This is a genomic window from Streptomyces sp. NPDC002776, from assembly GCF_053592195.1.
In genome coordinates this window covers 124,886-151,541 of sequence record NZ_JBSFVG010000012.1, presented here as the reverse complement: position 1 = coordinate 151,541, position 26,656 = coordinate 124,886, and the positions used below count along the sequence as shown (strand labels likewise).

Below are 26,656 nucleotides of genomic sequence, written 5' to 3'. Positions count from 1 at the left end.
ACCCAGATGACTCTCACCGCTGCCCCTGGCACAGGCGAGCGGAAGGCACGCAAGAGCCCCCCCGAAGCGGCGCGCACGCGCCGCTTCGGGCGGCTGCGCCGCATCGGCCTGCCGTACCTCCTGCTGCTCCCCGCCCTCCTGCTCGAACTCCTGGTTCATCTGGTGCCGATGGTCATCGGCATCACCGTCAGTTTCAGGGAGCTCACCCAGTTCTACATCCGTGACTGGACCACAGCTCCCTGGACCGGATTCGACAACTACTCCCTCGCGGTCGACTTCAACGCCCCCATCGGCGAGGCACTGCTGAAGTCCTTCGTCACGACCTGTCTGTTCACCGTGCTCTCGGTCGGCCTGTGCTGGCTCCTCGGGGTGGCCGCCGCCATCTTCATGCAGGAGAGCTTCCGCGGCCGTGGCTTCCTGCGCACGCTCTTCCTCGTGCCGTACGCGCTGCCGGTCTACGCGGCCGTCATCACCTGGGCGTTCATGTTCCAGCGGGACAACGGCCTGGTGAACCACGTGATCCACGACCAGCTCGGGCTCACCGACAGCGCGCCGTTCTGGCTCATCGGCGACAACAGCTTCATCGCCCTGCTCGTCGTCTCGGTCTGGAAGGGCTGGCCGTTCGCCTTCCTCATCGTCATGGCCGGGCTGCAGAACATCCCCCGCGAGATGTACGAGGCCGCCGCGCTCGACGGCGCCGGCATCTGGCAGCAGATCCGCCGCATCACCCTGCCGTCCCTGCGCCCGGTCAACCAGGTGCTCGTGCTGGTGCTGTTCCTGTGGACGTTCAACGACTTCAACACCCCCTTCGTCCTCTTCGGCGAGGCGGCACCGGAGGCCGCGGACCTCATCTCGCTGCACATCTACCAGTCCTCGTTCCAGACCTGGAACTTCGGCACCGGCTCCGCCATGTCGGTCCTGCTGCTGCTGTTCCTGCTCCTGGTGACGGGCGCCTACCTCGCGCTCACCTCCCGCGGAAGGAAGGCCACCGATGCCTAGCCGGTCCGGGCTTCAGGCCCGCTCTCCGATGGCCGCGCCGCAGTCCTTCCTGTGGAGCCGGCGGATCTTCCTGACGCTCCTCGCGGGCTTCGTGCTGCTGCCCGTCTACGTGATGATCTCCAGCTCGCTGAAGCCGCTGGAGGACGTGTCGGGGAAGTTCCAGTGGATGCCCTCGAGTCTCACCGTCCGCCCGTACTTCGACATCTGGGAGACGGTGCCGCTGGCCGACTACTTCATGAACTCGCTGATCGTGGCCGGGGCGGCGACCGTCTGCTCCGTCACCATCGCGGTGTTCGCGGCCTACGCGGTCAGCCGCTACACCTTCCGCGGCAAGCGCGTCTTCACGGTCACGGTGCTGTCCACCCAGATGTTCCCCGGCATCCTCTTCCTGCTGCCGCTGTTCCTCATCTACGTCAACATCGGCAACGCCACCGGCATCGCCCTGTTCGGCTCCCGCGGCGGCCTGATCCTCACCTATCTGACCTTCTCGCTGCCGTTCTCGATCTGGATGCTGATCGGGTACTTCGACTCGGTCCCCAAGGACCTCGACGAGGCGGCCAAGGTCGACGGCTGCGGGCCGCTCGGCGCCCTGTTCCGGGTCGTGGTGCCGGCCGCGATCCCCGGCATCGTCGCCGTCGCCGTCTACGCGTTCATGACCGCCTGGGGCGAGGTCCTCTTCGCCTCCGTCATGACCAACGACACCACCCGCACCCTCGCGGTCGGGCTCCAGGGCTACTCCACCCAGAACGACGTGTACTGGAACCAGATCATGGCCGCGTCGCTCGTCGTCAGCCTGCCCGTCGTCGCCGGGTTCCTGCTCCTGCAGCGCTACCTCGTCACCGGCCTGACCGCCGGCGCCGTCAAGTAGCGGCGCGCGGCGCTTCTTTCTGATCTCGCTTCCTCCGACCACCCCAGAGAGGCACCCTCTGTGTCCGATTCGATAGACCTCGCCGCCTTCCCCGACGACTTCACGTGGGGTACGGCCACATCCGCCTACCAGATCGAGGGCGCCGTCGCCGAGGACGGCCGGGCACCGTCGATCTGGGACACCTTCTCCCACACCCCGGGAAAGATCGACAACGACGACCACGGCGACGAGGCCTGCGACCACTACCACCGGTGGCCCGAGGACATCGCCCTCATGAAGGAGCTGGGCACCGACACCTACCGGATGTCCATCGCCTGGCCACGCGTGGTCCCCGGCGGCGACGGCCCGGTCAACGCGGCCGGCCTCGACTTCTACGACCGTCTCGTCGACGCCCTCCTCGCGGCGGGCATCACCCCCAGCATCACCCTCTACCACTGGGACCTGCCCCAGGTCCTCCAGGACCGCGGCGGCTGGACCGTCCGCGACACCGCCGAACACCTCGCCGCCTACACCTCCGCCGTCGCCGGGCGCCTCGGCGACCGCGTCACCCAGTGGGCAACCCTCAACGAGCCGCTCTGCTCGGCCTGGATCGGCCACCTGGAAGGCCGGATGGCACCCGGCCTCACCGACCTCACCGCCGCCGTACAGGCCTCGTACCACCTGCTGCTCGGCCACGGCCTCGCCACCCAGGCCATCCGCGCGGCGGCCCCCGGCGCCCAGGTCGGACTCGTGACCAACCACTCCACCGTCGAGGCCGCCTCCAGCCGCCCGGAGGACATCGCCGCCGCCGCCCGCATGGACGGCCACACCAACCGGTGGTGGCTCGACCCGGTCTACGGCCGCGGCTTCCCCGCCGACATGCGCGAGCTGTACGGCGTCGAACTCCCCGAGCGCCCAGGCGACTTGGAGGCGATGGCCGTCCCGCTCGACTGGCACGGCCTGAACTACTACTTCCCCGTCACGGTCGCCGACGACCCGGCCGGCCCCGTCCCGTACGCCCGTGAGGTGCGCCTGCCCGACGTGCCGCGCACCGGGATGGACTGGCAGATCGACGCGGGCGGTCTGGAGGCGTTCCTGATGAGGCTGACCGATGACTACGGCGTCGGGCGGCTGTACGTCACCGAGAACGGCTCCGCCTTCCCCGACACCGTCGGCCCCGACGGCATCGTCGACGACCCCGACCGCGCCCGCTACCTGGAGCAGCATGTCGCCGCCTGCGCCCGCGCCGTGCGCAAGGGAGCCCCGCTGGCCGGCTACTACGCATGGTCCCTGCTCGACAACTTCGAGTGGGCCTACGGCTACGACAAGCGGTTCGGGCTCGTCCACGTCGACTACACGACCCAGGCACGCACCATCAAGTCGAGCGGTCGCCGGTACGCGGACATCATCGGCGCCCACCGGCAGAGCCAAGGCTGACCGTCGGCCCGGAGCAGGAGCTTCGCGGAAGGTGCGGGTGGCGGTGACCCGTGGCCTGCCGCCGCCCGCCGCGGGCGAACCAGCGTGGCATATCGTGAAGTGTGATGATCCGGCCGCCGCGCCCGCTGCTCGCGGGCGCGGCGGTGTGGTGTACGGGATGCGGGCTTCTCCAGCCATCGCGGCGGACGTGATGAGCGAGCGCGGGAGATTGCGACGCCGGAGCGCGGCTTTCAGGTCAGGACCAGCCAGCGGCGGCCGTCGATCAGCTCTCGGGCTGCGTCGAGGTGGCCCGCGTGGCACGCGGTCTCGGTGATGACATGGAGCATGACGTCACGCAAGTTGTGCAGATGCGGTTCCCCGAAGAGGTGGTGGGGCCACCAGGCCAGCGTGGTATCTGCTGAGCAAGCGGCGATAGAAGCGTTTGCGAGGTCCATCTCCCGGCAGTACCGCTCGATGACCCCGGTGGCCGGCACATCGGGTGCCACCTGCCAAGCGTCGTCGGTCTCGTCCAGAGCGCGAATGACGTCCTTGTCCCCGAGGACGACCGCGCGGAACCAGAACCGCTCAACATCCAGCGCGAGGTGCTGGACGAGCCCCAGACAGCTCCAACCCGACGGCAGTATCGGCCGCCGCAGCGCCTGGTCGTCGAGACCGTCCACGATGCCGAGGACATGGCGCCGTTGTCCGTCCAGGGAGCTGAGAAGTGCGTTGATCTCCGCGTCGGTTGACGTCGTGCTCATTGAGCGATCTCCCAGATGTGGCCGCCCGGGTCCTGGAAGCTGGCGGTCCGTATTCCCCAGGGCCGGTCCATCGGACCGTTCAGCAGCGTCACGCCGAGTGCCACCAGTTCCTTGCACTTCGCATCCACATCGTCCACCGGGAGGGTGAGCTGGGCGCGGGATCCCTTCTCCGGGGCCGCCACGCTCGCGGGAGCGATGAGATCGTGTGCCGCGGCCGACTTCAGCAGGTTGATGATGGTGTTGCCGAAGCCGAACACGGCCGAGTTGTCGTCCTCGTAGTGCACCGGCAGGCCGAAGACCTCTCGGTAGAACTGCTTCGTGGCCTGCAAGTCCTCAACGAACAGGGTGATCGCGCTGATGCGGGAGGGCCACGAGGGATCGCTTGCCTTTTCGGTCATGGCTCAAAGGATCTACGAGCGACCCCACCGTGCATAGAGGGCGACCGTGGGCTTGCAGTGAACAACATGGCCTGCTGGAAACGCGGTTGACTGCAAGCCCGTTACCCCACCCCGGCTCGCGCAAGGCCCGCACGGCAGCTGACCCCCACCTTGCCGGTCCCTGCGTGCTCAGCCGACGGGAGAGACGAAGCCCGCGATGTCGCCCGCGTTCAGGGGGTTGTTGTTCGTCTTCCAGTTGTACGTGGTCCTCTTCACCATGTCGCTCTCATTGCCGCCGACGGTGGTGACGAGGTCGCCGTCGACCGCCACGACGAGGTTGACGTGATCGGCGTCACCGCCACCGTGGTAGCCGTAGACCACGGCGTCACCGACCCTCGGGGTGCTGTGCAGGGTGCCGTTGTTCAGGCCGTAGGTGTAGAGACTGCCCGACTCCGGAGTGACACCGCTGGTCTTGACCCCGACGTTGGCCCACACGTAACGAACGAACTCGGCGCACCAGGCGTTGTTGTGCTGGAAGTTGAAGTCGTAGAAGTTCTTGCCCACTTGGGCGTTGGCGACCTTGGCGATCTTCTCGCCGGTGGTGGCGGAGGGCGCCGGCGGCACATAGGCGCAGTTGTTCGCGTAGGCCGACAGGAGGCTCTGAGTCCAACCGGAGGCGTCCACCGGGTCGTTGGGGTGGTACGCGATGTCGGAGCCGTCTCCGTCGGTCGGGTCGGCGTCCTGGTACCAGTACATGCCACCGCTGGTGCGGCCGTAGTACAGGCCCCCGCCGGGGGAGGTGAGCGAGTCGACCCCGGTCCAGCCGGCGCTCTTGAGTGTGGCGCGGGTCCAGTCGTTCACACCGTCGATCTTGTAGCTGTAGAGCTGGCCGCCGGATGTCGAGGCGATGATGCGGTCGTCGCCGGCCGCCGCGAGCGTCTTGAGGACGAACCCGGTGTCGATCACCACGTGCTGGCCTATGTGTGCCGTTCCCGAAGGCTTGGCCTGGGACACGACGTACTGGTGGAGTTGACCGTCGACCGTGCCGTAGAGGTGGCCGGCGCCGTCGTACACCATCTTGTCGAAGGTCCAGCCGCCGTCCCAGATCTTCACGACGCCTGCCAGGGTCAGTGAGGTGTTGTTCGTCTGGACGTCGACGCGGTAGAGGTCGCCGGTGGTCGAAGTGACCAGGATGGTGTTGAAGTTGAGGGTCGCCATGGCCTTGGGGGTGAAGCCGAGGTCCGGGCCGATGAGCGTCTTGAGGCGGTCGCCGGTGTTCGGTGCGATCTGGGTGTACGTCAGCCGGCCGTCCGACAGGGTGCCGTAGATCGACACGTCGCCGGTACACGAGGCGGCGGCCTGCGCGGTCTCGCCGGTGACCGTGACCAGTGCGAGGGACATGGCACCGACGGCGAGGGCGGCGGAGGCACGACGGACGGTGTTGCTCAGCTTCATGTTCTCTCCTGCGGCATGGAAGACGAGCGGGCGCGCGGCACATCCCTGGCTCGGACAGCTGCCCTGCAGGTGCAGCTGTGAGAGCTGGAACGGGGTGTGGCGCCCGGTGGCAGAAGCCACTTTCGCCGCAGGTCACGGCCGGGGGAAGAGTGTTCTGGTGGACGCAAGAGTCCCTGGCCGGTTGCGTCCTGAGGAGTATGGGTATGCGGGCCGGGGCGAATCCGAGGCCCGGGATGGGTCAGAGGCGGGCCGGAAGCCAGCCTTGCTGAACGGCGCGTACGCCGGCCTCGAACCGGCTGCGTGCGCCGAGGCGCTCCATCAGTTCGGAGGCGATCCGCCGGGCCGTACGAGGCGAGACCCCGAGCCGCTTGGCGATCGTCTCGTCGGTGTGGCCCTCGGCCAGCAGGCGAAGGGCGGTCGCCTGCTGGCCGGTGAGCCCGTCCCGATCGACGGGAACGACCTCGCCGAGCGGCCGGGCGGTCTCCCAGGTCGTCTCGAAGAGTGCGCACAGCGCGGTGAGCATGCCCTGCCCGGTCAGCAGGACCGCACCCGTGCCGGTGTCGTCGCTGTTGACCGACATCATGGCGATCCGCCGGTCCATGAGGATCATCCGCGTGGGCAGGGACGGCACCGTGCGGACCTGGCCGCCCAGACCCGCCAGCCAGTCGGCGTGCTCGACGGTGGGCCGGTTGGTGCGGACGCTGTCGAGGTACACCGTGCGCATCCGCACTCCACGACCGAGCAGATCCTGATTGAGCGGCCGTGACGCGGCCATGTTCTCCGAGGTCTGCGGCCCGCCGGGGGCGAAGGTCAGGAACTCCTCGGCCACCTCGCGGGTGAGGACGGCCAGCCGGTCACGGATCTGGTCGAGGCCGACCAGCTGTTCTACTTCGGGATGGCTGGTGGCCGGGCGAAGCTCGGCGTACTCGGAGATGAGCTGGGCGGCAGCCGCCCGTGACGTTTCGAGGCGCTCCTGGTGGGCCGCCAGCAGCGCCTGCTGCCGGGCCATCAGGATCTCCATCCCGATGTCGGGCGAAACAGCGCGGAGTCGGCCCGCGTCCCCGGCGGCCGGACGCACCAGGGCCAGCTCGCTCAGCGTGTCCAGGGCGTCCCGCACGCTCTCCTCGGACAGCTCCACGCTTTCGGCGAGGACGGCGACACCGGCTGCCGGGTGTCTGAGCATCGCGCGATACACCGTCTCGGCGACGGCATCGAGTCCAAGTGCGGTCATCATGTGGCCCCCAGGTCCCTGCATAGAACATCCCATACCCGTCGGGAATCCTCGCAGAGGGCGGTTGATCGTCACAGCCGAAGGACGGAATGGGCCACGACCGCAACCGTCCAGGCCGATATCCGCCCCGAAAGCGTCTTGCGTTGAGACTCTGGAGCGCATGTACCTGGTCCACGCACATCTGGATCTACCCGACGGTGTGGAACTCCCGCAGAACGTCAGGGAATTGGTGCGACGCGCGATCGTCCCCGGCGATCGCGTCGAGCACGTCGCCGTGCACGCGTGCCCCCCGCGCGGACTCACACTCGGCGTCTATCTGCTGGCAGGCGTCCTGGAGGAGGCGGAGGCGCGGGCCGTACAGGTCTGCGACCGGCTGCTGCGCGAGATGCCGGAGCTGGCCGGGGCGCGGCTGACCGGCGCGGGAGTGCCGGTGCAGCCGCTCGCCTTCCTGCCGGGGCCGGCGGACTGAGAGGAGGCTGCGGACTGAGACGGGGCCGGCGGACCGAGACGGGGATGGACGCGGCCTGCGTGGACGCATCAGTCCAATGCCTCTTCCGTCCATTCGCGGAGTCTTTCCGAGGGGCTGAGCTGCGGCAATTCTGAGGTGACCGGCCAGGCCGAGCGTCACCGCGGGACGCGAAGGCTGCCGACACCGCACCTCACCTCCGGATGAACGGACACCCTCATGCTTCGTACTCGCCTCGCCAGGACTGCCGCGGTCACCTCTCTGGCCGCTGCGGCGTTTCTCGCCGCCCCGGCTGTCGCGTTCCAGTCCGAGGCGGAGACGGTTCCGGCCTCCTCCGTGCTCGCCGACGCCGGCTGGCAGAGCGCCCCCGCGGACGCCGGCTGGCAGACCGCCCCGGCGGACGCGGGCTGGCAGTAGGCGGCTCGGCCGCATCTCGTGCGCCACAGCCACGGGCGTCTCAGCGAGGTTCGAGGTCGCTGTGGTGCCGGGCGGCCAAGGCGGTGATTCCCGCGGCGGCGGCAGCGGCGAGGTCGGTGACCAAAGCGTCGTCGACGGGCAGATTGAGGATGTACAGGGCGGACGCCAAGGAGCCCAGAAGCAGCAGGTGTGCCATCGCGGGGTCGACCGGCCCGACCAATTCACCGCGATTCACGGCCCGTTCGATGATGTCGGCGAAGACGGCCTGCTCGGCAACCAGAAAGGTTTCCTGGAACCGCCTGTCCAGTTCGGGGTTGGCGGCGATCTCGCTGATCAGCGCCGGTGCCAGATGCCGGGCGGCCGGGGTGGCCATGCGCCGGTGAAATGCGCGGACCAACGCGAGCAGATCCCCGTACAAGGAGCCGGTCCCGGTCAACGCGGGCAGCTCCCGCTCGTCCGTGGTCGCGACGAACGCCATCTCGGCCTTGGAGGCGTAGCGGCGGTGGATCGCGGCCTTGCCCACCCCGGCGCGCGCCGCGACCTGGTCGACGGTCAGGGCCGGGTAGCCGATTTCGTCGATCAGCTCGCGCGTCGCCTGCAGGATCCTGTGATCCACGCGACTGTCTCGGGGGCGTCCGCCCCGTTGCCCTCTCACTGTCATGCCTGGTTCAGATGATCAAGTGGGCCGGCTGGATCATCACCTTGTGCGGCGCCGCGCACACGCTCGGCGCGCTGACCGTGGAGAAGGCCGCACAGCACGCCGGGACATGGTTCAGCGGGGGGACTGCGGAACGAGGACCTCGCCGACATGAGCCCGGCAGGCAGCGCGTACTGGCTCAGCCTGGACAGCTTTGGCATACCGCTCATCCTGATCGGCCTGACGGTCGACCGCCGCGGCATCACCCCGCCGGCCTTCATCGCCTGGACGCTGGGGAGTTGGACCGTCGTCGACGCCGTGGTCCTGCCGTTCACGCCCTGGCCGCTCTTCATGCTCGCGTGCGCCCTGTTGCTGATCGGAGCCCGCCGCGCCCGCCGCGCCGACCCCGTACCCGAGGCCGGGCTCCCACGAAGCTGATCACCGTCGGCGGACGCCAAGTGGCCGGGATCGCTGGATCCCGGCCACCCGGTCACCGGCCTTTCGGCGTCAGCCCGGTGACAGCCCTGCAGAGCGTGTCACTGGTAGACCCGTACGTAGTCCACCAGCATCTTCGCCGGGAACGAGGTGGAGGCGTCGGGCGGGCCGGGCCAGTCGCCGCCGACGGCGAGGTTGAGGATCAGGTAGAAGGGGTGGTCGAAGACCCAAGGGCCGCGGGTCTGTTCGATCTGTGCCTTGTCGAGCGTGAGGACGGTCCGGCCGTCGGTAGACGATGCCCTTGCTGTCCCAGTGGGCCGCCCACACGTGGAAGTCATCCGAGTAGTCGGCGTCCCCCGGCAGCTTGTAGGGAGCGCCGATCCCGCCGCCGCCGTTGTACGCCGGCGCATGGACGGTCGAGTACGAGGTCTTCACGTCCTTTCCGAGGACCTCCATGATGTCGATCTCGCCGTTGTACGGCCACGGACGGCCGTCGAGGAAGTCGGCGCCCATCATCCAGAAGGCGGGCCACAGACCATTGCCCTTGGGCACCTTGATCCGCGCCTCGACCCGGCCGTAGGTGAACTCGAACTTGTTGCCGGTGTTGATCCGGGCGGAGGTGTACTGGCAGGTGCCGCTCCCGGTGAGCGGATCGGTCGGGCACGAGGTGCCGGGGGTGGCCTGCTTGCGTGCCTCGAGGACGAGGTGACCCGCGCCGTCCATGCTCACGTTGTCGTGGTTGGTGTAGTACTCCAGCTCGTTGTTGGGGCCGGTGCCGGGGCCCGCGGACCACTTGGCCGGGTCGGGCTTGGTGCCCGCCGGGGAGTTGAACTCGTCCTGCCAGACGATCCGGGGCGGGTCGGCGGGGTCACGCGGCAGCGGGGGCGGGGTGATCGGGGCGCCGCCGGTGCCGTACACCTGGAACTCCCACAGTGAGTAGCCGTACGCAGTAGCCCGCTGGGTGCCGTACATGCGGACGTACCGGCCGGTGCCGGAGACGGTCAGGGTCTGCTTGAAGCCGGTGCCGGACGTGGTCGAGTAGATCGGGGTCCAGTTCGTGTTGTCGGGTGAGACCTGGATCTGGAACGACCTGGCGTACGCCGGGTCCCACTGGAGCACCACCTTGCTGATCTGCGCCGTCGCGCCCAGGTCTACGGAGATCCAGCCGGGGTCGGTCCAGCCGTTGGTGGGGCTGGTCGCCCAGCGGGTGGCGGGGTCGCGGTCGAAGGCGCGGGCCGGGTTGCACTCCCAGCAGTGGCCGTCGTGCTGCGAGCTGGAGGCCGCGCCGGTCTTGCCGTAGGACAGGAGCTTCTCGGTGGGATCGGGATCCGGGTTGCCGCCGGTGTCCTTGGTGCCGAATACCTGGAACTCCCAGAGGGAGAAGCCGTACTAAGGTGGCTCGCTGGGTGCCGTACATGCGGACGTGCCGGCCGGTTCCCGAGACGGTCAGCCGCTGATTCCCGCCGGTGCCGGTGGCGGTCTCGTGGACGGTGGACCAGGTGCGGCCGTCGGCGGACACCTGGATCTGGAACGCCTTGGCGTAGGCCGCCTCCCAGTTCAGGGCGACTTCGCTGATCTTGGCTGCGGAGCCCAGGTCGACCTGGATCCACTGAGGGTCGGCGAAGGCGCTGGACCAGCGCGTGCCCGGATCGCCGTCCACGGCGTTGGCGCCGACGAACGGGTTCTCCGTGGACGAGACCGTCACCGGTCTGCCCTGGGAGAGCAGAGGGTCGGCGGCGTGAGCGGGCGAGGGGCCCGGTATGCCGGCGAAGGACAACAGGATGACCGCGAGGGCTATGAGCAGGCCCAGGCGGCGGCGCATCAGACTCACGGCGGCTCCTCGAAGCGATGAGGTGGGGCGAGAAAGCCAGGGAGCGCTCTCTGGAGGGGGAGCCTGCTGCGGTAGGGGAGACGTGTCAAGGGTTTACGTTCACCTTGAGAAAACACGTAATCTCGGCCTGAGGGACCATCAACTCGCCTTTGACTCGGCTGCCGGACCCAGCGCGCCGGACTGTGTGCCGCCACATAGGTGGCGGCACACAGTCCGGCGTCGGTCAGGACTTCTTGAAGACGGTGACGGCGAGGCCGTCGGCCGTGGTGCTGGTGGAGTCGACGGCGCCGTTGGTGCCGAGGACCTTCCGCCATGTTCCGGTGGGCAGGGACACGTTGTAGGCGTTGTTCGTCGGGTTGTAGACCACGACGGTGTCGTGGCTGCCGGGCGCGCCGGCGTTGGAGCTGATCGCCGAGGTGACGACGGATCCGTCGGTGGTGGTGGACATCTGGGCCTTCACCGCGTCCCAGGTGCCCAGGCGCAGGGCGGGGCTGTTCTTGCGGAGCGCGATGGCGTCCTTGTAGTAGCGGAAGGTGGCGGCGTTGAGGGCCTTCTCGCCCCACTGGAGGGCGTTGACGTTGTCGCCTGCCTCGTAGGAGTTCTTCGCGGTCTCGTAGTCGCCGTTGACGACCTTGGAGTGCAGGAACTCGTCACCTTCGTAGAAGAAGGGGATGCCCTGGGAGGTGAGGACCATGCCGGCGGCGAAGCGGTTCATCTGTCCGGCGCGGCCGGCCGGGCCGCCGGTCACGCCGGAGTAGGTGATCTTGTCCCAGAGGTTGAGGTCGTCGTGGGCGGAGACGTAGTTGATGGTCTGCTCGGGGTCGTAGGCGAAGGCCGGGTCCCAGGGGTCGGACAGGGCGTTGGTGCTCTTGGTGGCCAGCGGGGAGCCGCGCATGCCGAGGGCGATGGCGGAGGTGTTGGGGGAGGAACCTCCCATGTAGCCGAGGACGCGGTCGCGTGTGCCGCCCTTGATGGCGTCGCGGTAGGCGCCGTTGAAGACTCCGACGTGGCCGCCGGCCAGCGTGGGGGTCGTGCCGTAGCGGACCTTGACGGCTTCCTGGGGGTCGCTGACTCCGCCGCTCCAGGGCTCGCCGTGGATCTGCAGGGCACGGTCGGGGAACGTGTCGTTGAGGTGTTTGGCCCAGGCGTCGACGTTCTTGGCGTGGTGGATGCCCAGCAGGTCGAAGCGGAAGCCGTCGATGTTGTAGTTCTTGACCCAGTACTCCAGTGAGTCGCGGATCATGCGGCTGACCATCGGGTTGCCGTCGTCGATGGAGTTGCCGGTTGCCGACAGGTCGGTCTGCGTGTAGTACTTGCCGGTGATGTTCTGGAAGACGTCCTTGTTGGCGGTGTGGTTGTAGACGACGTCCATCAGGACGCGTATGCCGTTCTTATGGAACTCGTTGACCATGTTCTTGAACTCGCGCATCCGGTCCTCGGGCGCGGTGAACTGGGAGAACTGCTCCTCGGGGACGTTGTAGTTGAGCGGGTCGTAGCCCCAGTTGGGCACGGTGCTGTTGAAGTCGAAGGCCGGCAGCAACTGGACGTGGGTCACGCCCAGTTCCTTGAGGTGGTCGATGCCGGTCCTGACGCCGTTGTGCGTGGTGCCGGTCTGGGTGAGGCCGAGGAACTTGCCGCGCTTGGCGCTGTCGACTCCGGAGCTGGGGTCGATCGTGAAGTTGCGGACGCTCAGCTCGTAGACGACGGCGTCCTCGCGCTTGGTGATGGCGGGTCTGGGGGCCCAGCCGCCGGTGGGCTGGACGGCGTCGGCGTCCATCACGATGCCCTCGGTGGTGCCGGGCTTGACCATACGGGCGTACGGGTCGCGGACCGGGTTGTTGCCGACGCGGAACTGGTAGGGCTGGTTCTTGAGGTCGCCGGGGACGATGGCCTGGTAGACGTCCGTGTAGCCGCTGACGTCCGCGGGCCGCAGGGCGTGCGTCTGCCCGCCGACGGTAACGCTCACCTGGGAGTTGTCGGGTGACCAGATCCGGAAGGTCGTCCGGGCGGGCGTGTAGAGGGCGCCGAGGGTGCCGTCGGGGGCGGGGCCAGGGGGCTCCTGCGTGCGCACACTCAGGACGTGGGTGGTGCTGTCGTACGCGAAGTCGGTGGTGGCGCCGTTGGTGGGGACGGTGAAGCTGATGTCGGCGCCCGTGGGGCTGCCGCCCTGGCCGTAACTCTCGGTCCATGACTGGCCGATGGCGGCCTTGACCTTCCAGGTGCCGGCCGGGATGGCGGTGGTGGACCAGGTGTAGGTGCCGTCGCCGTCGATGTCCTTGAGCCAGGAGGTCAGGCAGTTGGGGGCCCAGTCGGTCGCGCAGCCGAGTTCGGACTGGAAGGAGCCGGCGGCGGTGACGATCTTGTGGTTGATGTCGTCGGCGATCCAGTGGGTGACCGGGTCGTAGACGAAGGTGACGTTCTTGCCGCCGGTGGGGATCTGGAGAGGGATGTCGGCGCCGTGGTACTTGGCGTGGGCGCCGTAGTTGTCGGTCCAGCTGTTGTTGAGGGCCGCCTTGTAGGCGTGGGAGCCGCCCGGCACGGTGATGGTCTTCGACCAGGCTCCGGAGCCGTCGGTGCGGGCGCTGAGCTGGGCCTGGGCGCAGTTGGGAGCCCAGTCACCGGCACAGCCGATCTCGCTGTTGAACGTGCCGGGGACGGAGACGGCGGTGGCGGGTGTCTCGGCCTGGGCGGCCGTGGACAGGGCGGGCACGAGCGCCAGTCCCATGGCGGTCGCGGCGAGGACCGCCGACGCGGCTCGTGCTCTGTGGCGCCGGGGGCGGCGCGTGGTGGTGCCGTGCAAGGGGTGCCTCCTCGGGGTGGGCATCACCCGCACCCGGGGATGCCGCCGGGTGCGGGTGATGGAGGGAAGGCGGCGCTGGCGTCCTGACCAGCGGCGCGGCTCTGCGGCGGGAGTCCGCCCGCCGTCACGGATCGGCATGTCGCCGGTTCACCCCGGCGACTGCTAATTCGTGTGTAACTCCACTTAGTAACCTGATAGTTGTGAGGCGTCAATGGATCCGGCAGGACCCGCGGGACGCTACTTCTCGAGGAAGACGGCGACGGTGTGGGCGGGGACGGTGAACGTGCCCGTCGCCCGGTCGAAGGCCGCCGTCTTGACGACGGGGTCGCTGCCGCCGCTCTGGACGGGGTGCAGCACCTGCCGGGTCCCGGCGAGGCTCTTGACCGTCTGGGTCTGAGCGGTGGGTGTGGCGTTGTAGACGACGGTGACGGACCGGTAGGTGTCCAGGCCGCGGCCGTCGAGGTGCTGGGTGATGACGCCGGGCTTCTCCGCCTTCGTCCCCGACAGCGGGAAGGTGAGGCGCTTGCCGACGGCGTCGGCCGTGCCGAGGGAGAACAGCGGCGTGGACCGCTTGATCTTCAGGTACTGCTGGAACTGGGCCGTGGTGTCACTGATCTCGGTGCAGCCGGGGCGCAGCGCTGGGTCGGCCAGCAGCGGCCCCGCGAGCGGCCACTGAGCACTGTTGGACTCGGCGAGCGGCAGGCCGCGACCGAAGCCGTTGCCGTCCTGGCAGTTCCACTGGATGGCGTTGAACCAGTCGCCGCTGTCGTAGGAGTTGTGGTCCAGGGACTTGGAGCGGAGCAGGTCGGTGCCGCCCTGGGCCATGGACGGGCTCTGGGAGAGGGTGCTCGTGGCGAGCGCGAGGGCCTGGAGGCGCGCTCGGGCGGCCGGAGTGGTGGTGGGGGCCAGCTTGTACGCCAGGGCGTCGAACAGGGCGAGGTTGTCGTGGGCTTCGACGTAGTTGACGGCTTCAGCGGGTGCGGCGGTGTAGCCGGCCGGGTGGCCGTTGTAGTCGATCTCGGCGCCGGTGCGGCGGGTGCCGTCGCTGGTGGTGAAGGCGTAGTCGGCGAGGTTGCCGGTCAGGCCGATCTTGACGAGGTCCATGTCGTGGAGCAGGCGGGCCTTCTGCTGCTCGGGGGTGCCGTTGAGGGAGGCCCCGTTGGGGGCGGTGAACAGGCCGCTGGCGAAGCCCTGCCGGCGGGGGTCGGCGTCGGAGATGCCGCCGCCGCGGGCGCCGTCACGGAGCCGGTCGTTGAAGGTGCCGATGCCGGTGCCGGCCATGTTCTGCTGGGTGGCCTGGACGAAGCGGGCGTCGCCCGCGACGATTCCGTAGTCCCAGCCCTCGCCGTACAGCAGGCTGGCCTTGCCGTTGATGCCGTCGCGGCCGGGAGTGAGCTTGGCCAGGGACGACTTGACGTCGAGCATGGTCTGCTTGGGGTCGAGTCCCATGAGGTCGAAGCGGAATCCGTCGATGCGGTAGTGCTTGGCCCAGGTGGTGACGGAGTCCACCACGAGCTTGTTCATCATCGCGTTCTCGGGCGCGGTGTCGGCGCAGCAGCTGTCGCGGGTGACGGTGCCAGTGTCGTCCAGGCGCTGGTAGTAGCCGGGGACGATCTTGTCGAGGACGGAGGCGGGGTCCTGTCCGGCGGCGGCGGTGTGGTTGTAGACGACGTCCATGACGACGCTGAGGCCGGCGTCGTGGAGGGCCTTCACCATCCGGCGGAACTGGACGATGCGGTCGGTTCCGTCGGGCGAGGTGGCGTAGGCGCCCTCGGGGACGGTGAAGTGGTAGGGGTTGTAGCCCCAGTTGTAGGCGTCGCGGGCCTGGGTGGAGGCGACGCACGCCTGCTGCTCGGGCGAGTCCGGGGCCATGGCGTCCATGTCGCAGGCCGGGGTGGCCTGGTCGGCGCGGAGTTCGGGGGTGCCGGCGAAGTCGAAGGCGGGCAGGAGCTGGACGGTGGTGACGCCGGCGGCCTTGAGGTCCTTCAGGTGCTTCATGCCGCGCGAGCCGGGCTCGGTGAAGGCGAGGTAGGTGCCGCGCTTGTCGGCGGGCACGCTCGGGTCGGCGGAGGAGAAGTCACGGATGTGGACTTCCTGGATCTGCTGCTTCTCCAGGGGCAGCGCCTTCGGGGAGCGCGTGGCGTCCCAGTCCTCGGGGGCGGTGGCGTGGTCGTCGAGGTCGACGATCTGGCTGCGCTGGGAGTTCGCCGACAAGGACAGCGAGTACGGGTCGGTGACAGCGTTGGTGACGGTCTTCTGCGCCGCGGGTGACCACACCTTGACCTGGTAGCGGTAGTACAGGCCCTTCCAGCTCCGCTCGCCGCGCACCGACCACACGCCGGTGGCGCGGTCGAGCGTCAGCGGCAGGACCCGGGACCTGGTGGAGTCGGGGGAGTCGTACAGTTCGACGCTGACGGACTGGGCGGTCGGCGCCCACAGGGAGAGGGTCGGGCGGTTGTCGCGGAAGACGGGGCCGAGGGCGGCCTTGCCGGCTTCGGCCGCGTACAGGGCGTCGAGGACGCCGGCGGTCTGCAGGCCCGTGGCATCGACAAGCCGGCCGTCGGGGCTGATGGCCGCGACGGCGCTCTGGCCCTTGACGAGGTCGCGTGCCTTGGCGGCCCAGGCGGCGGGGACGCGCAGCGCGCCGAGTTTCGCCAGGTGCGGGTACCTGGCCTGCACGGACTTCGGCAGACCCTCCGGGTCGTACCGCAGGGGGATCGTGGTGCCGCCGGTGATGCCGGTCCCCGCGGCCGCCAGGCCGCCGTCGGGGGCGGTCGCCAGCTGGTACGTGGTGCCGGCGGGGCTGTCCGAGGCGTCCCAGGCGATGAGGTCCGGGGCCAGCCAGTAGCCGGAGCGGGGCGCCAGGCTCGGCTTCGGTCTGCCCGGGTAGACGCTCAGCGTCCTGGAGGCGGTGCTGTAGGCGAAGGTGGTCTCCGCCCTGTCGGCGGCCACGGTGAACGTGGTTCTGTCACTCGTGGGCCGGGCGGGCAGGCCGAGGCCGGACTGGGCGGTGTAGGTGCCGGCGGGCAGCTCGGTGGTGGTGAAGGTGGCGATGCCGTCGCCGTCGGGGTCGGTGAGCCAGGACGCCAGGCAGTCGGTGGCCTCGTCCGTCGCACAGCCGAGTTCACTCTGGAAGCCGCCGAGCGCGGTGACCAGAGTGGTGCTGAGGGTGTCGGTGATCCAGTGGGTGACCGGGTCGTAGACGAAGGTGACCTCGGCGCCCCCGGCGGGCACGGTCAGCGGGATGTTCGCGCCGCCGGGCGTGGCGTTCAGGCCGTAGTTGACGGCCCAGCTCCGGTCCAGGGCTGCCTTGTAGTTGTACGTGCCGGCGGCCAGGCGTGCGGTCAGCGTCCAGGTGCCGTCGGGGCGGAGGTGCATCTGGGCCTGGTCGCAGTCGGGGGCCCAGTCTCCGGCACAGCCCAGCTGGGTGTCGAAGTCGGAGGCGACTGCGACGCTGTCCGGCTGCGGGGGCGGGGTGTCGGTCTCGGCGGCGAGGGCCGGTATCACGGCGGTGCCGGCGACGAGGCTGAGGGCCAGGGCCGCCGACCTTCTGGTCAGCCGGCCTCGGCCGGGCGCGGAGGTGGAACGTGACGTCATGGAACACCTCGTTGTGTCGGGGGGTGGGGTGTGCGGGTACGCCTGCCGACGGCACCGCGGTCAGGCGGGAGCGGGGCCGTCGGCAGGAGAAAACGGGGGCGGGAGAAACGGGGCGGGTCAGGCGGTGGTCCACCAGGCGGTGGTGTCCGCGGGCAGCACGGTGTGGGTGTCACCGGCCGTGACACGGTCACTGGCCATGAGGAGCCGGCCGGGGGTGGAGAGGGTGACGGGCGCGCCGGTGACGTTGACGGTGCAGAGGAACACCACGCCCTCCTCGCTCGTACGCTCGAAGCTGAGGACTCCCTCGGCGCTCGGGAGCCAGCGCAGGTTGTCGCCGCCGCCGAGCGCCGGGTGGCTGCGCCGCAGGGCGAGCGCGCTGCGGTACATCTCCAGGGTGGAGTCAGGGTCACCGGTCTGCGCCTGGACGCTGAGGGCCGCCCACGCCTTGGGCTGGGGAAGCCAACTCGGGCCGTCTTCGGCGCTGTTGAAGCCGTACGGGGCGCGGGTGCCGGACCAGGGGATCGGGACGCGGCAGCCGTCGCGGAAGCCGTCCTGGCCGGCCCCACGGAAATAGGCGGGGTCCTGGCGGACCTCGTCGGGCAGGTCGGTGACGTCGGGCAGGCCCAGCTCCTCGCCCTGGTAGATGTAGGCCGACCCGGGAAGGGCGAGCATGAGGAGGGTCGCCGCCCGTGCGCGGCGCAGGCCGAGTTCGCGGTCACCGGCTTCGCGGATCTGGGTGCCCAGGCCGGGCGGGTTGGCGAAGCGGGTGGCGTGCCGGGTGACGTCATGGTTGGACAGGACCCAGGTGGCCGGTGCGCCGACCGGCCGCATCGCGCGCAGGGTGCCCTCGATGACGTCACGCAGCGCCTGCGCCTGCCAGGCGGTGGCCAGGTACTGGAAGTTGAACGCCTGATGCAGTTCGTCGGGGCGGACGTAGTTCGCGGTCCGCTCCAGGGTGGGGGTCCATGCCTCGGCGACGCCGATCCGCTGGCCTTCGTACTCCGCGAAGACGGTGTGCCAGTCGCGGTAGATCTCGTGGACGCCGTCCTGGTCGAAGCAGGGACCGGCGTCGTTGCCCAGGAGCCGCGTCCGCTCGTGGTCGCCGAGATCGGGCAGCCCGTCGGCCTTGACCAGGCCGTGCGCGACATCGATGCGGAAGCCGTCCACCCCGAGGTCGAGCCAGAACCGCAGGATGGAGCGGAACTCGTCGCGGACCGCCGGGTGTTCCCAGTTGAAGTCGGGCTGTTGGGGCGCGAACAGATGCAGGTACCACTGGCCCGGGGTGCCGTCGGGATTCTTCGAGCGCGTCCAGGCCGGTCCGCCGAAGACGGACTCCCAGTCGCTGGGCGGCAGTTCGCCGTGCTCGCCCTTGCCGTCGCGGAAGTGGAACCGTTCGCGGATGCGGGAGCCGGGGCCTTCACGCAGGGCCTGCTGGAACCAAGCGTGCTGGTCGGAGCAGTGATTGGGCACCAGGTCGACGAGGATCCTGAGGCCCAGGCGGTGTGCTTCGCCGATGAGGACGACGGCGTCGTCCAGCGTGCCGAACATCGGGTCGACCACGCGGTAGTCGGCGACGTCGTAGCCGGCGTCGGCCTGCGGCGAGGAGTAGAACGGCGACAGCCACACGGCGTCCACGCCGAGGTCGCGCAGGTAGGGCAGGCGGCTGGTGATGCCGGGCAGGTCGCCCATGCCGTCTCCGTCGGCGTCGGCGAAGCTGCGGGGGTAGACCTGGTAGATCACCGCCTCCCGCCACCAGTCAGTGGCGGGACGCGACGAGGCGGGCGGGTGGGCGGCAGCGAGCAACTGGGTCATGAAGACGAGTCCTCACGTCAGGGCGCGGCGGAGGGGCGCGCCGGCGTGAACAGAGTGGATCGAAGGGCGCCGTGTGCCTGGGCTCAGCCCTTGGTGCCGCCGGCCGTCAGGCCGGCCACGAGGTGCTTCTGCGCGACGTAGAACACCACGCCGGCGGGTACGGCGATGAGTACCGAGGTGGCGGCCAGGTAGTTCCACTGGGAGTTGAACTGGCTGACGTAGGTCTGCAGGCCGACCGCGAGGGTGTATCTCTCCTCGGTGAGCATGAACTTGGAGGCGAAGGCGACCTCGCCCCAGGCGGTGATGAAGGTGTAGAAGGCGGCGACCGAGAGACCGGGCCGGGCCAGCGGGAGGATCAGGCGCCAGAAGGTGCCGAAGGGGGAGAGCCCGTCGATGCGGCCGGCCTCGTCGATCTCGACGGGGATGGTGTCGAAGTAGCCCTTCAGGAGCCAGGCGCAGTACGGCACCGCGGTCGAGCAGTAGATGAGGACCAGACCGCCGTAGGTGTCCAGGAGGCCGAGGCTGCCCATGATCCGGTACAGGGGGACCATGAGGACGGCGACCGGGAACATCTGGGTGAGCAGGAACGTGTACATCAGCGAGCCGCGGCCGAGGAACTTCATCCGGGAGACGGCGTAGGCGGCGCTGGCCGCGATGAGCACACCGATGAGCATGGTGCAGAAGGCGACGATGAGGCTGTTGAGCATCCAGGTGCCGAAGCCGGTGTTCTGGATGACATGGGTGTAGTTGTCCAGCGTCGCGTTGCCCAGGATGCGGGCGGGGTGCTGGTAGTCGTTCTTGTCCGGGCCGAGGGAGATGTAGAGGATCCACAGGACCGGGAAGACGGCGATGAAGGAGCCCGCCGCCAGCAGAGCGTGCAGGGAGACGGAGGCCGGGCGTCGGCGGCTGCTGCGCAGGCGGCGGGGGTCGGTCGCGGCCTTCAGGCGTCCTGCCGGCGGGGTGGTCGTGGTGGTCATGCGAGGACCCCCTCGTTGTGGCGCTTGAGCCAGCGGCGGTAGACGCTCGTGAACACCACGAGGAGCGACAGACACAGGATGCCGACGGTCGCGGAGCGGGCGTAGTCCTGGGGCTGCTGGCCGAAGAAGAGCCGGTAGGCGTAGGTCACGAGGATCTGGACGCTGTCGCTGTTGCCGCCGAAGAGCAGGAAGATCACGTTGAACTGGTTGAAGGTCCAGATCACGCCGAGCAGGATGACGGTGCTGCTGACGGGGCGCAGACCGGGCAGGGTGACGTTGACGAAGCGCTGCCAGGGGGTGGCGCCGTCCATCTCGGCGGCCTCGTAGAGCTCGCGGGGGATGGACTGCAGCCCGCCGAGCATGGAGACCATCATGAACGGCACTCCGCACCAGATGTTCACCGCGATCGCGGCGACCTTCTGCGCGAACGGGTCGCTCAGCCATGACGGTCCGTCCAGGCCGATGCCGAGCAGGAGTTGGTTGGCGACGCCGTCGTCGGCGAGGATCAGCCGCCACGCGAAGACCGTGACGAAGGTCGGCACGGCCCAGGGCAGGATCAGCAGCATCCGGTAGAAGCCGCGGGCCTTGATCTCCCGGTTGATGGCCACGGCGAAGCCGAGCCCGATGCCGTAGGTGAGGACCACGCAGGCGATGGTCCACACGACGGTCCAGGTGAAGTGCGGCCAGAACTGGTTGTTGGGGCCGGTGAGGATCTCGGTGTAGTTCTTCAGCCCGACCCAGGAGAAGGAGTCCGGGATCTCGTTGACGCCGATGGTGCGTCCGACGTTCTGGCTGGTGGCGTCCGTGAACGTCAGGTAGATCCCCTGGATCAGGGGGTAGGCGACGACAGCGCCCAGGACCAGGACGACGGGCACGCACATGGCCCAGGCGTACCAGTACTGGTGGTAGGAGTTCTTGATGCGTCGCATCGGACCGCGGCCGGAGCCCTGGTCGCGGTGGCTCTGGCGGGCAGGCTTGCCCTCGACGACGGTGGTCATCTCGGCACCTCAGGGGACATGGAGGAAAAGGAGCGTCAGCGGATCGGGCCGCCCCCTGGTGTGGCAGAAGGCGGCCCTCGGCGGCCTTACGGGGTGCTGAACTCCGGCAGGAGCTTCTTCGCTTCGGCGGCTGCCTTGTCCAGGCCGGCCTTGGTGCTCTCCTGCTTCGAGACGATCTTGATCAGCTGAGTCTCGAACGGTGTGTAGAGCGAGGAGTACTCGGCCAGCGGCTGGCGCGGCTTCCCGGCGCCCAGCAGCTTCGCGTAGCCGGCGATGCCGGGGTTGGCGGTCACCTCCGCGCTGTAGGCGTCGTCCCTGGTCGGCAGGGTGCCGTTGGCGAGTGCGACCTTCTGCTGAGCGTCCGCGGAGGTCATGAAGGCGATGAACTTCTGCGACGCCTCCTGGTGGGCGGCGTCCGAGCCGGCGTAGGCGACCAGGTTGTGCCCGCCCAGCGGCGCGCCCTGACCGGCGCCGCCCGCGGGCAGGGCAGCGATGCCGAGGTTGTCGCGGTCCTTGAACGCGGAGCCCTTGAAGACGTTCGCGTTCTCCCAGGGGCCCTGGATGATCGAGGCGACCTTGCCGCTGTTGAACGCGTCCATGATGTTGGCGTACGCGTTGCTGGTGGTGTCGAGCTTGCGCAGGCCCGGGGCGGCGAGAACGGAGTTGAGGGTGTCGATGCCCTTGACGGCGGCCGGTGAGTTCAGGGTGATCTGCTTCTTCTCGGCGTCGACCATGTCGGTGCCCTCGCCGTACAGGAACGGCATGGCGTAGTAGGCCTGCGGGTTGAAGGCGAAGCCGTCGACGCCGGTCTCCTTCTCCACCTTCGCCATGTCCGCCTTGAGCTCGCCCCAGGTGGCGGGGGCCTCGGTGATGCCCGCCTTCTCGAACAGCGCCTTGTTGTACATCAGGGCCAGGGTGTCGGTGACCTGCGGGACGCCGTAGAGCTTGCCGTCGTACTTCGCCTGCTCGATCAGGTTCGGCTTGAACTTCGCGCTCTCTTCGGCCGCGGGCGTGCCGTCGAGCGGGGCGAGGAAGCCCGCCTGGGCGAAGCCGGGCGTCCAGCCGACGTCGGCGCGCAGCACGTCCGGGGCGCCCTTGCTGCCCGCCGCGGTCTGGAACTTGGTCTGGGCGTCACCGAAGGGCACGTTGACGTACTTGACCTTGATGCCGGGGTTGGCCTTCTCGAAGTCCTTGACCAGCGCCTTGAAGGTGCCGGCTTCGTTGGTGGCGTCCGAGGTGTCCCACCAGGTGATCGTCACCGGGCCGGAGCTGTCGGAGTCGGAGCTGCCGCTGGAGCAGGCAGTCGCGGAGATGGTGAGAGCCGCTACGACGACGGCTGCCGCAAGACCACGGCGCATGGGGAACTCCTCGGGGAAAGGTCTGACCGGAACGGCGGCCCGGACGCTGCCGCCGGAGCGGGACGGAACCGGCGGCAGCTGGCGATCAAGCGCCTCCCGCACATATCGGCGTGCAGGGAGGCCAGGCCGCGGGCTCTTTGGTGTCGCAGACGTTAGCAGGTTATTAACAGGAGTTAGCTAACGGTTTTGTAACGCGAAAGCCCGTTGCCTACCCGCCGCTCACGGCCCGGTGTGAACGAGCGAAAGTGCCGTTGACCTGGGGAAACCGGGGAAAGCGACGAGCCCCGTCACGCCGGAGCGGACGGGGTGGGGAGGGGAGGGGGCGGTCAGGTGCGAGAGGCGGCGTGAGCCGTGGAGTCCCTCACGATCAAGTGGGTGCCCAGCATCTGGTGGGGATGCTGGTCCTCTCCTCTGATCGTCGAGCACAGCAGATCTGCCGCGGTGCGGCCCTTGGTCGTGATCGCCTGCCGCACGGTGGTCAGGCGAGGCCTCATCCAGGAGGCGTCCGGAAGGTCGTCGTAGCCCGTGACGGAGACATCCCGGGGGACGTCCAACCCCAGGTCGTGGAGGGCGTCCACCGCTCCGAAGGCGAGGATGTCCGACATCGTGACGATCGCGGTGGCAGGCCGGGCGGCCATGAACTCCTTGGTGGCCCGGAAGCCGTCCATACGCGTGGCGGGAACCTCGACGACCTCGATGTCCGCCGGGCTCAACCCGGCCTCCTCCAGAGCACGGGTCACCCCGGCCATGCGGCGCGCGAGCGGGCCCCGGTAACCGCGCTCGGCCCGCTCGGGGCCCGGATCGATCGACAGGAGCGTGATCCGGCGGTGGCCGAGGTCCAGGACATGCCGCACCGCTGCGTAGGCGCCGCCCTCGTCGTCGACGTCCACGCTGGAAACGCCGTCGTGAGGGCTGCTGTCGACGAGTACGAAGGGGATACCGCGCCGCCGCAGCTCGGCGACCTCGCCCCGGTCGTGCTCCAGGCCGCACACGATGAAGCCGTCGACCGCCGCGTAGGGAATCGCCTTGAGCATGCTGTCCCGCAGCGGCGGGGTGAGCAGCAGCGTGTATCCCTGTTCGTCGCAGACCTGTCCCACGCCGGTGAGGAACCGGGAGTAGTACGGGTTCTCCATGATCCGGGCGAGGTTCTGGGGCAGCAGCACGCCCAGCGACTGGGTCTGGCCGGCCTTGAGCATGCGGGCCAGGGTGTTCGGGGCGTAGCCGAGCTCCTTGGCCGCCGCCAGGATGCGGTCCCGGGTCGCGGTCGAGAGCTTCTCGGGGCTGTTGAACGCGAAGGACACCGCCGACCGCGACACGCCTGCGGCCTTCGCGACGTCGTTGGCGGTAGGTCGCGCCTTCCCGTCGCTCGCCGTGGCCCCGGGCCTTGTGGCCGGCATGTCAGTCCCCCGTGTCGGTAAACGATTACTAACGGTATAGCGTACGGCCGCCCTCCGGCGCCACCGGCGCCGGGAGCAATGCCGCCGCGAGCTGCGGAGAGCGCTCACGCGTCGCGCCGCCCGGAGCGGCCATTAACTCATTAATAAATTGAGTTAGCAAACGTCTCGCGACGCACCCATGACATCCCGTCACCACCGCTCGGGCGCGGCGGCGGGGAGAGTAGGTCGACGCCGAGCCGCCGCGGCCGACGGGCCACGCCCTGTGTCGCGCCCTCGCGCCGTCGCCGAGCAACTCCGGCGGGATCGTACCCACCCTTGATGGCTGAAGGGCCACGCATGCCCGTGCCCTGGATCGCCATCCCCGGGCCTGGGAGGCGGTCGCAGCCGCCGCCTGGGGAGATGGCCCGAAGCGCCGGGCGTTGGCCAACTGCCACTTAATGAAAGACGAAAGATAAGTGATGACAGATCCCTTGACCGCCCCCTCTTGTTACGGGCAAGGTTCCCGAGAGCGCTCTCCCATGTCGTTCTCGTTTCCAAGGAGCCCCCGCATGCCCGTAGTTGGCATACCGTCAGTGGCGCCTCCGCCACCCCGCAGATCCACTCGCAGAGGGGTCGTCGGCGCGGTGGTCACCGCTCTCGCCGCCGCCCTTCTCACCTTCGTACCGGCCCAGGAGGCCGAGGCCGCGCCGGTGTTGCTGTCGCAGGGCAAGCCGGTCACCGCCTCCAGCCAGGAGCACTACGGCACTCCGGCCGCCGACGCCGTCGACGGCAACGGCAGCACCCGCTGGTCCAGTGCCCACTCCGACCCGCAGTGGATTCGCGTCGACCTCGGCGAGACCACCAAGGTGAGCCAGGTCGTCCTGGACTGGGAGGCGGCATACGGCAAGGGCTACCGCATCGAGCTCTCCACCAACGGCTCCGACTGGTCCACGGCCTACCAGACCGCCACCGGCGACGGCGGCACGGACACCATCGCCGTGACGGGCGAGGCCCGTTACGTACGGATGTACGGCACCACCCGCGCCACCGGATACGGATACTCGCTCTGGGAGTTCAAGGTGTACGGCGAGACCGGCACCGGCGGCCCGCAGCTGCCCGGCGGGGGTGACCTCGGATCGAACGTGCATGTCTTCGACCCGTCGACGCCGGGTATCCAGGCCAAGCTGGACGCGGTCTTCAAGGAGCAGGAGTCGGCGCAGTTCGGCTCCGGCCGGCACGCCTTCTTCTTCAAGCCGGGCACGTACAACAACCTCAACGCGCAGATCGGCTTCTACACCCAGATCGCGGGCCTCGGCCTGAAGCCCGGCGACACGACCATCAACGGTGACGTGACGGTCGACGCGGGCTGGTTCAACGGCAACGCCACGCAGAACTTCTGGCGTGCGGCCGAGAACCTGGCACTGAACCCGGTGAGCGGGACCAACCGGTGGGCGGTCTCCCAGGCGGCGTCGTTCCGTCGTATGCACGTCAAGGGCGGTCTCAACCTCGCCCCGAACGGCTACGGTTGGGCCAGCGGCGGTTACATCGCCGACTCCAAGGTCGACGGCCAGGTCGGCAACTACTCGCAGCAGCAGTGGTACACCCGGGACAGCGCCATCGGTGGCTGGTCCAACTCCGTGTGGAACCAGGTCTTCTCGGGCGTCGAGGGTGCGCCGGCGAACAGCTTCCCCGAGCCCCGCTACACGACCCTGAACACCACTCCCATCTCCCGCGAGAAGCCGTTCCTCTACCTGGACGGCAACGAGTACAAGGTCTTCGCGCCCGCCAAGCGGACCAACGCGCGCGGCACCACCTGGGCGAGCGGCACCCCGCAGGGCGAGTCGATCCCGCTGAGCAAGTTCTACGTCGTCAAGCCCGGCGCCACCGCCGCCACCATCAACCAGGCGCTCGCGCAGGGCCTGCACCTGCTGTTCACCCCGGGCATCTACCACGTGGACCAGACCATCAACGTCAACCGGGCGAACACCGTCGTCCTGGGTCTCGGCCTGGCCACGATCATCCCCGACAACGGCGTGACGGCGATGAAGGTCGCCGACGTCGACGGCGTCCGCCTGGCCGGCTTCCTCATCGACGCCGGCGTGGTCAACTCCCCGACGCTGCTGGAGGTCGGCCCGCAGGGTGCCTCCGCCGACCACGCCGCCAACCCCACCACCGTCCAGGACGTCTACATCCGGATCGGCGGCGCGCACGCCGGCAAGGCCACCACCAGCATGGTCGTCAACAGTGACGACACGATCATCGACCACACCTGGGTGTGGCGCGCCGACCACGGCGAGGGCGTCGGCTGGGAGACCAACCGCGCCGACTACGGCGTCCGCGTCAACGGCGACGACGTCCTGGCCACTGGCCTGTTCGTCGAGCACTTCAACAAGTACGACGTCGAGTGGTACGGCGAGCGCGGCCGGACGATCTTCTACCAGAACGAGAAGGCCTACGACGCGCCCAACCAGGCCGCCATCCAGAACGGCTCCACCCAGGGATACGCCGCCTACCGGGTCGACGATTCCGTGAACACCCACGAGGCGTGGGGTCTCGGCAGCTACTGCAACTACAACGTGGACCCGAGCATCCGTCAGCACCACGGCTTCAAGACGCCGGTCAAGCCCGGGATCAAGTTCCACAGCCTGTTGGTGGTGTCCCTCGGCGGGATGGGCCATTACAACCACGTCATCAACGACACCGGAGCGTCCACGGTCCCCGCGGGAACCTCGACCGTGCCGTCCACCCTCGTGTCCTTCCCCTGACACACCGTCCGCTGACACACCGTTTGCCGACCGCCGGATGACCCGGTAAGGCCGGCACCAACTCCCCTCCGGCCCGGGTGACATCCCCGCGCCCCGGTCCG

At 69.0% G+C, this 26,656-nt stretch carries 19 protein-coding genes and 1 pseudogene; 7 read left to right on the top strand and 13 right to left on the bottom strand.

Features of this window, described 5'->3' with window-relative positions; all coding sequences use genetic code 11:
- Positions 1-6 precede the first annotated feature (6 nt).
- Genes ACWD11_RS24155 through ACWD11_RS24145 form a run of 3 tightly spaced genes read left to right on the top strand, consistent with a single transcriptional unit; the run spans position 7 to position 3,283 of the window.
- Positions 7-999: a carbohydrate ABC transporter permease gene (locus ACWD11_RS24155; RefSeq protein WP_451285421.1), complete on the top strand. Its 993-nt coding sequence runs from the start codon at positions 7-9 to the stop codon at positions 997-999.
- Positions 1,000-1,027: 28 nt separating this feature from the next.
- Complete coding sequence (locus ACWD11_RS24150; RefSeq protein ID WP_389417488.1) at positions 1,028-1,867, top strand: carbohydrate ABC transporter permease; 840 nt, start codon at positions 1,028-1,030, stop codon at positions 1,865-1,867.
- A 60-nt stretch (positions 1,868-1,927) separates the two neighbouring features.
- Positions 1,928-3,283 carry a GH1 family beta-glucosidase gene (locus ACWD11_RS24145; protein WP_451285419.1) on the top strand — a complete coding sequence of 452 codons (1,356 nt, stop codon included), beginning with the start codon at positions 1,928-1,930 and terminating at the stop codon, positions 3,281-3,283.
- Positions 3,284-3,513: 230 nt separating this feature from the next.
- Here ACWD11_RS24145 and ACWD11_RS24140 read toward each other — a convergent pair whose 3' ends face one another.
- The 4 genes from ACWD11_RS24140 to ACWD11_RS24125 all read right to left on the bottom strand — a co-directional run bounded on the left by ACWD11_RS24140 (position 3,514) and on the right by ACWD11_RS24125 (position 7,089).
- A complete protein-coding gene (locus ACWD11_RS24140) occupies positions 3,514-4,023 on the bottom strand; it encodes a DinB family protein (RefSeq protein ID WP_451285417.1) in 510 nt (169 codons plus the stop codon).
- Complete coding sequence (locus ACWD11_RS24135) at positions 4,020-4,421, bottom strand: VOC family protein (RefSeq protein ID WP_389417458.1); 402 nt, start codon at positions 4,419-4,421, stop codon at positions 4,020-4,022. Before ACWD11_RS24135 ends, ACWD11_RS24140 begins: the two co-directional genes overlap by 4 nt.
- 168 nt (positions 4,422-4,589) lie before the next feature.
- Positions 4,590-5,855 carry a CHAP domain-containing protein gene (locus tag ACWD11_RS24130; protein WP_451285415.1) on the bottom strand — a complete coding sequence of 422 codons (1,266 nt, stop codon included), beginning with the start codon at positions 5,853-5,855 and terminating at the stop codon, positions 4,590-4,592.
- Positions 5,856-6,093: 238 nt separating this feature from the next.
- Positions 6,094-7,089, bottom strand: coding sequence for a LuxR C-terminal-related transcriptional regulator (locus ACWD11_RS24125; RefSeq protein ID WP_389417460.1), 996 nt, complete (start codon positions 7,087-7,089; stop codon positions 6,094-6,096).
- Positions 7,090-7,246: 157 nt separating this feature from the next.
- Between ACWD11_RS24125 and ACWD11_RS24120 the strand changes: the two genes are divergently transcribed.
- Together ACWD11_RS24120 and ACWD11_RS24115 are read left to right on the top strand one after the other, a co-directional pair.
- Positions 7,247-7,555 (top strand): hypothetical protein, encoded by a 309-nt coding sequence (locus tag ACWD11_RS24120; protein WP_451285413.1) that lies wholly within the window; start codon positions 7,247-7,249, stop codon positions 7,553-7,555.
- Between the two features lie 216 nt (positions 7,556-7,771).
- Positions 7,772-7,969, top strand: a complete 198-nt coding sequence (locus tag ACWD11_RS24115; protein ID WP_451285411.1) for a hypothetical protein — start codon at positions 7,772-7,774, stop codon at positions 7,967-7,969.
- A gap of 40 nt (positions 7,970-8,009) precedes the next feature.
- Here the strand turns inward: ACWD11_RS24115 and ACWD11_RS24110 are convergent, their stop codons facing one another.
- Positions 8,010-8,585 (bottom strand): TetR/AcrR family transcriptional regulator, encoded by a 576-nt coding sequence (locus ACWD11_RS24110; RefSeq protein WP_451285409.1) that lies wholly within the window; start codon positions 8,583-8,585, stop codon positions 8,010-8,012.
- Positions 8,586-8,777: 192 nt separating this feature from the next.
- Here ACWD11_RS24110 and ACWD11_RS24105 point away from each other — a divergent pair, with 192 nt between their 5' ends.
- Positions 8,778-9,044 (top strand): hypothetical protein, encoded by a 267-nt coding sequence (locus tag ACWD11_RS24105; protein WP_389420350.1) that lies wholly within the window; start codon positions 8,778-8,780, stop codon positions 9,042-9,044.
- Positions 9,045-9,142: 98 nt separating this feature from the next.
- Here the strand turns inward: ACWD11_RS24105 and ACWD11_RS24100 are convergent.
- The 8 genes and pseudogenes from ACWD11_RS24100 to ACWD11_RS24065 form a co-directional block, all read right to left on the bottom strand.
- Positions 9,143-10,863: pseudogene (locus tag ACWD11_RS24100) on the bottom strand (discoidin domain-containing protein).
- A gap of 232 nt (positions 10,864-11,095) precedes the next feature.
- Positions 11,096-13,672: a pullulanase X25 domain-containing protein gene (locus tag ACWD11_RS24095; RefSeq protein ID WP_451285407.1), complete on the bottom strand. Its 2,577-nt coding sequence runs from the start codon at positions 13,670-13,672 to the stop codon at positions 11,096-11,098.
- A 237-nt stretch (positions 13,673-13,909) separates the two neighbouring features.
- Positions 13,910-17,269 (bottom strand): pullulanase-type alpha-1,6-glucosidase, encoded by a 3,360-nt coding sequence (gene pulA, locus ACWD11_RS24090; protein ID WP_451285405.1) that lies wholly within the window; start codon positions 17,267-17,269, stop codon positions 13,910-13,912.
- A 117-nt stretch (positions 17,270-17,386) separates the two neighbouring features.
- Positions 17,387-19,081: a glycoside hydrolase family 13 protein gene (locus ACWD11_RS24085; RefSeq protein WP_451285403.1), complete on the bottom strand. Its 1,695-nt coding sequence runs from the start codon at positions 19,079-19,081 to the stop codon at positions 17,387-17,389.
- A gap of 83 nt (positions 19,082-19,164) precedes the next feature.
- The gene (locus tag ACWD11_RS24080; RefSeq protein WP_451285401.1) at positions 19,165-20,058 is read right to left on the bottom strand and encodes a sugar ABC transporter permease; all 894 of its coding nucleotides are present in this window, start codon (positions 20,056-20,058) and stop codon (positions 19,165-19,167) included.
- Positions 20,055-21,056, bottom strand: a complete 1,002-nt coding sequence (locus ACWD11_RS24075; RefSeq protein WP_451285399.1) for a carbohydrate ABC transporter permease — start codon at positions 21,054-21,056, stop codon at positions 20,055-20,057. Before ACWD11_RS24075 ends, ACWD11_RS24080 begins: the two co-directional genes overlap by 4 nt.
- Before the next feature lie 86 nt (positions 21,057-21,142).
- Complete coding sequence (locus ACWD11_RS24070) at positions 21,143-22,414, bottom strand: extracellular solute-binding protein (protein ID WP_451285397.1); 1,272 nt, start codon at positions 22,412-22,414, stop codon at positions 21,143-21,145.
- Positions 22,415-22,740: 326 nt separating this feature from the next.
- Positions 22,741-23,811: a LacI family DNA-binding transcriptional regulator gene (locus ACWD11_RS24065; RefSeq protein WP_451285395.1), complete on the bottom strand. Its 1,071-nt coding sequence runs from the start codon at positions 23,809-23,811 to the stop codon at positions 22,741-22,743.
- 548 nt (positions 23,812-24,359) lie between these two features.
- On the opposite strand from ACWD11_RS24065, the gene ACWD11_RS24060 reads away from it, so the two are divergent.
- A complete protein-coding gene (locus ACWD11_RS24060; RefSeq protein WP_389420358.1) occupies positions 24,360-26,555 on the top strand; it encodes a discoidin domain-containing protein in 2,196 nt (731 codons plus the stop codon).
- The last annotated feature ends 101 nt before the right edge of the window (positions 26,556-26,656 follow it).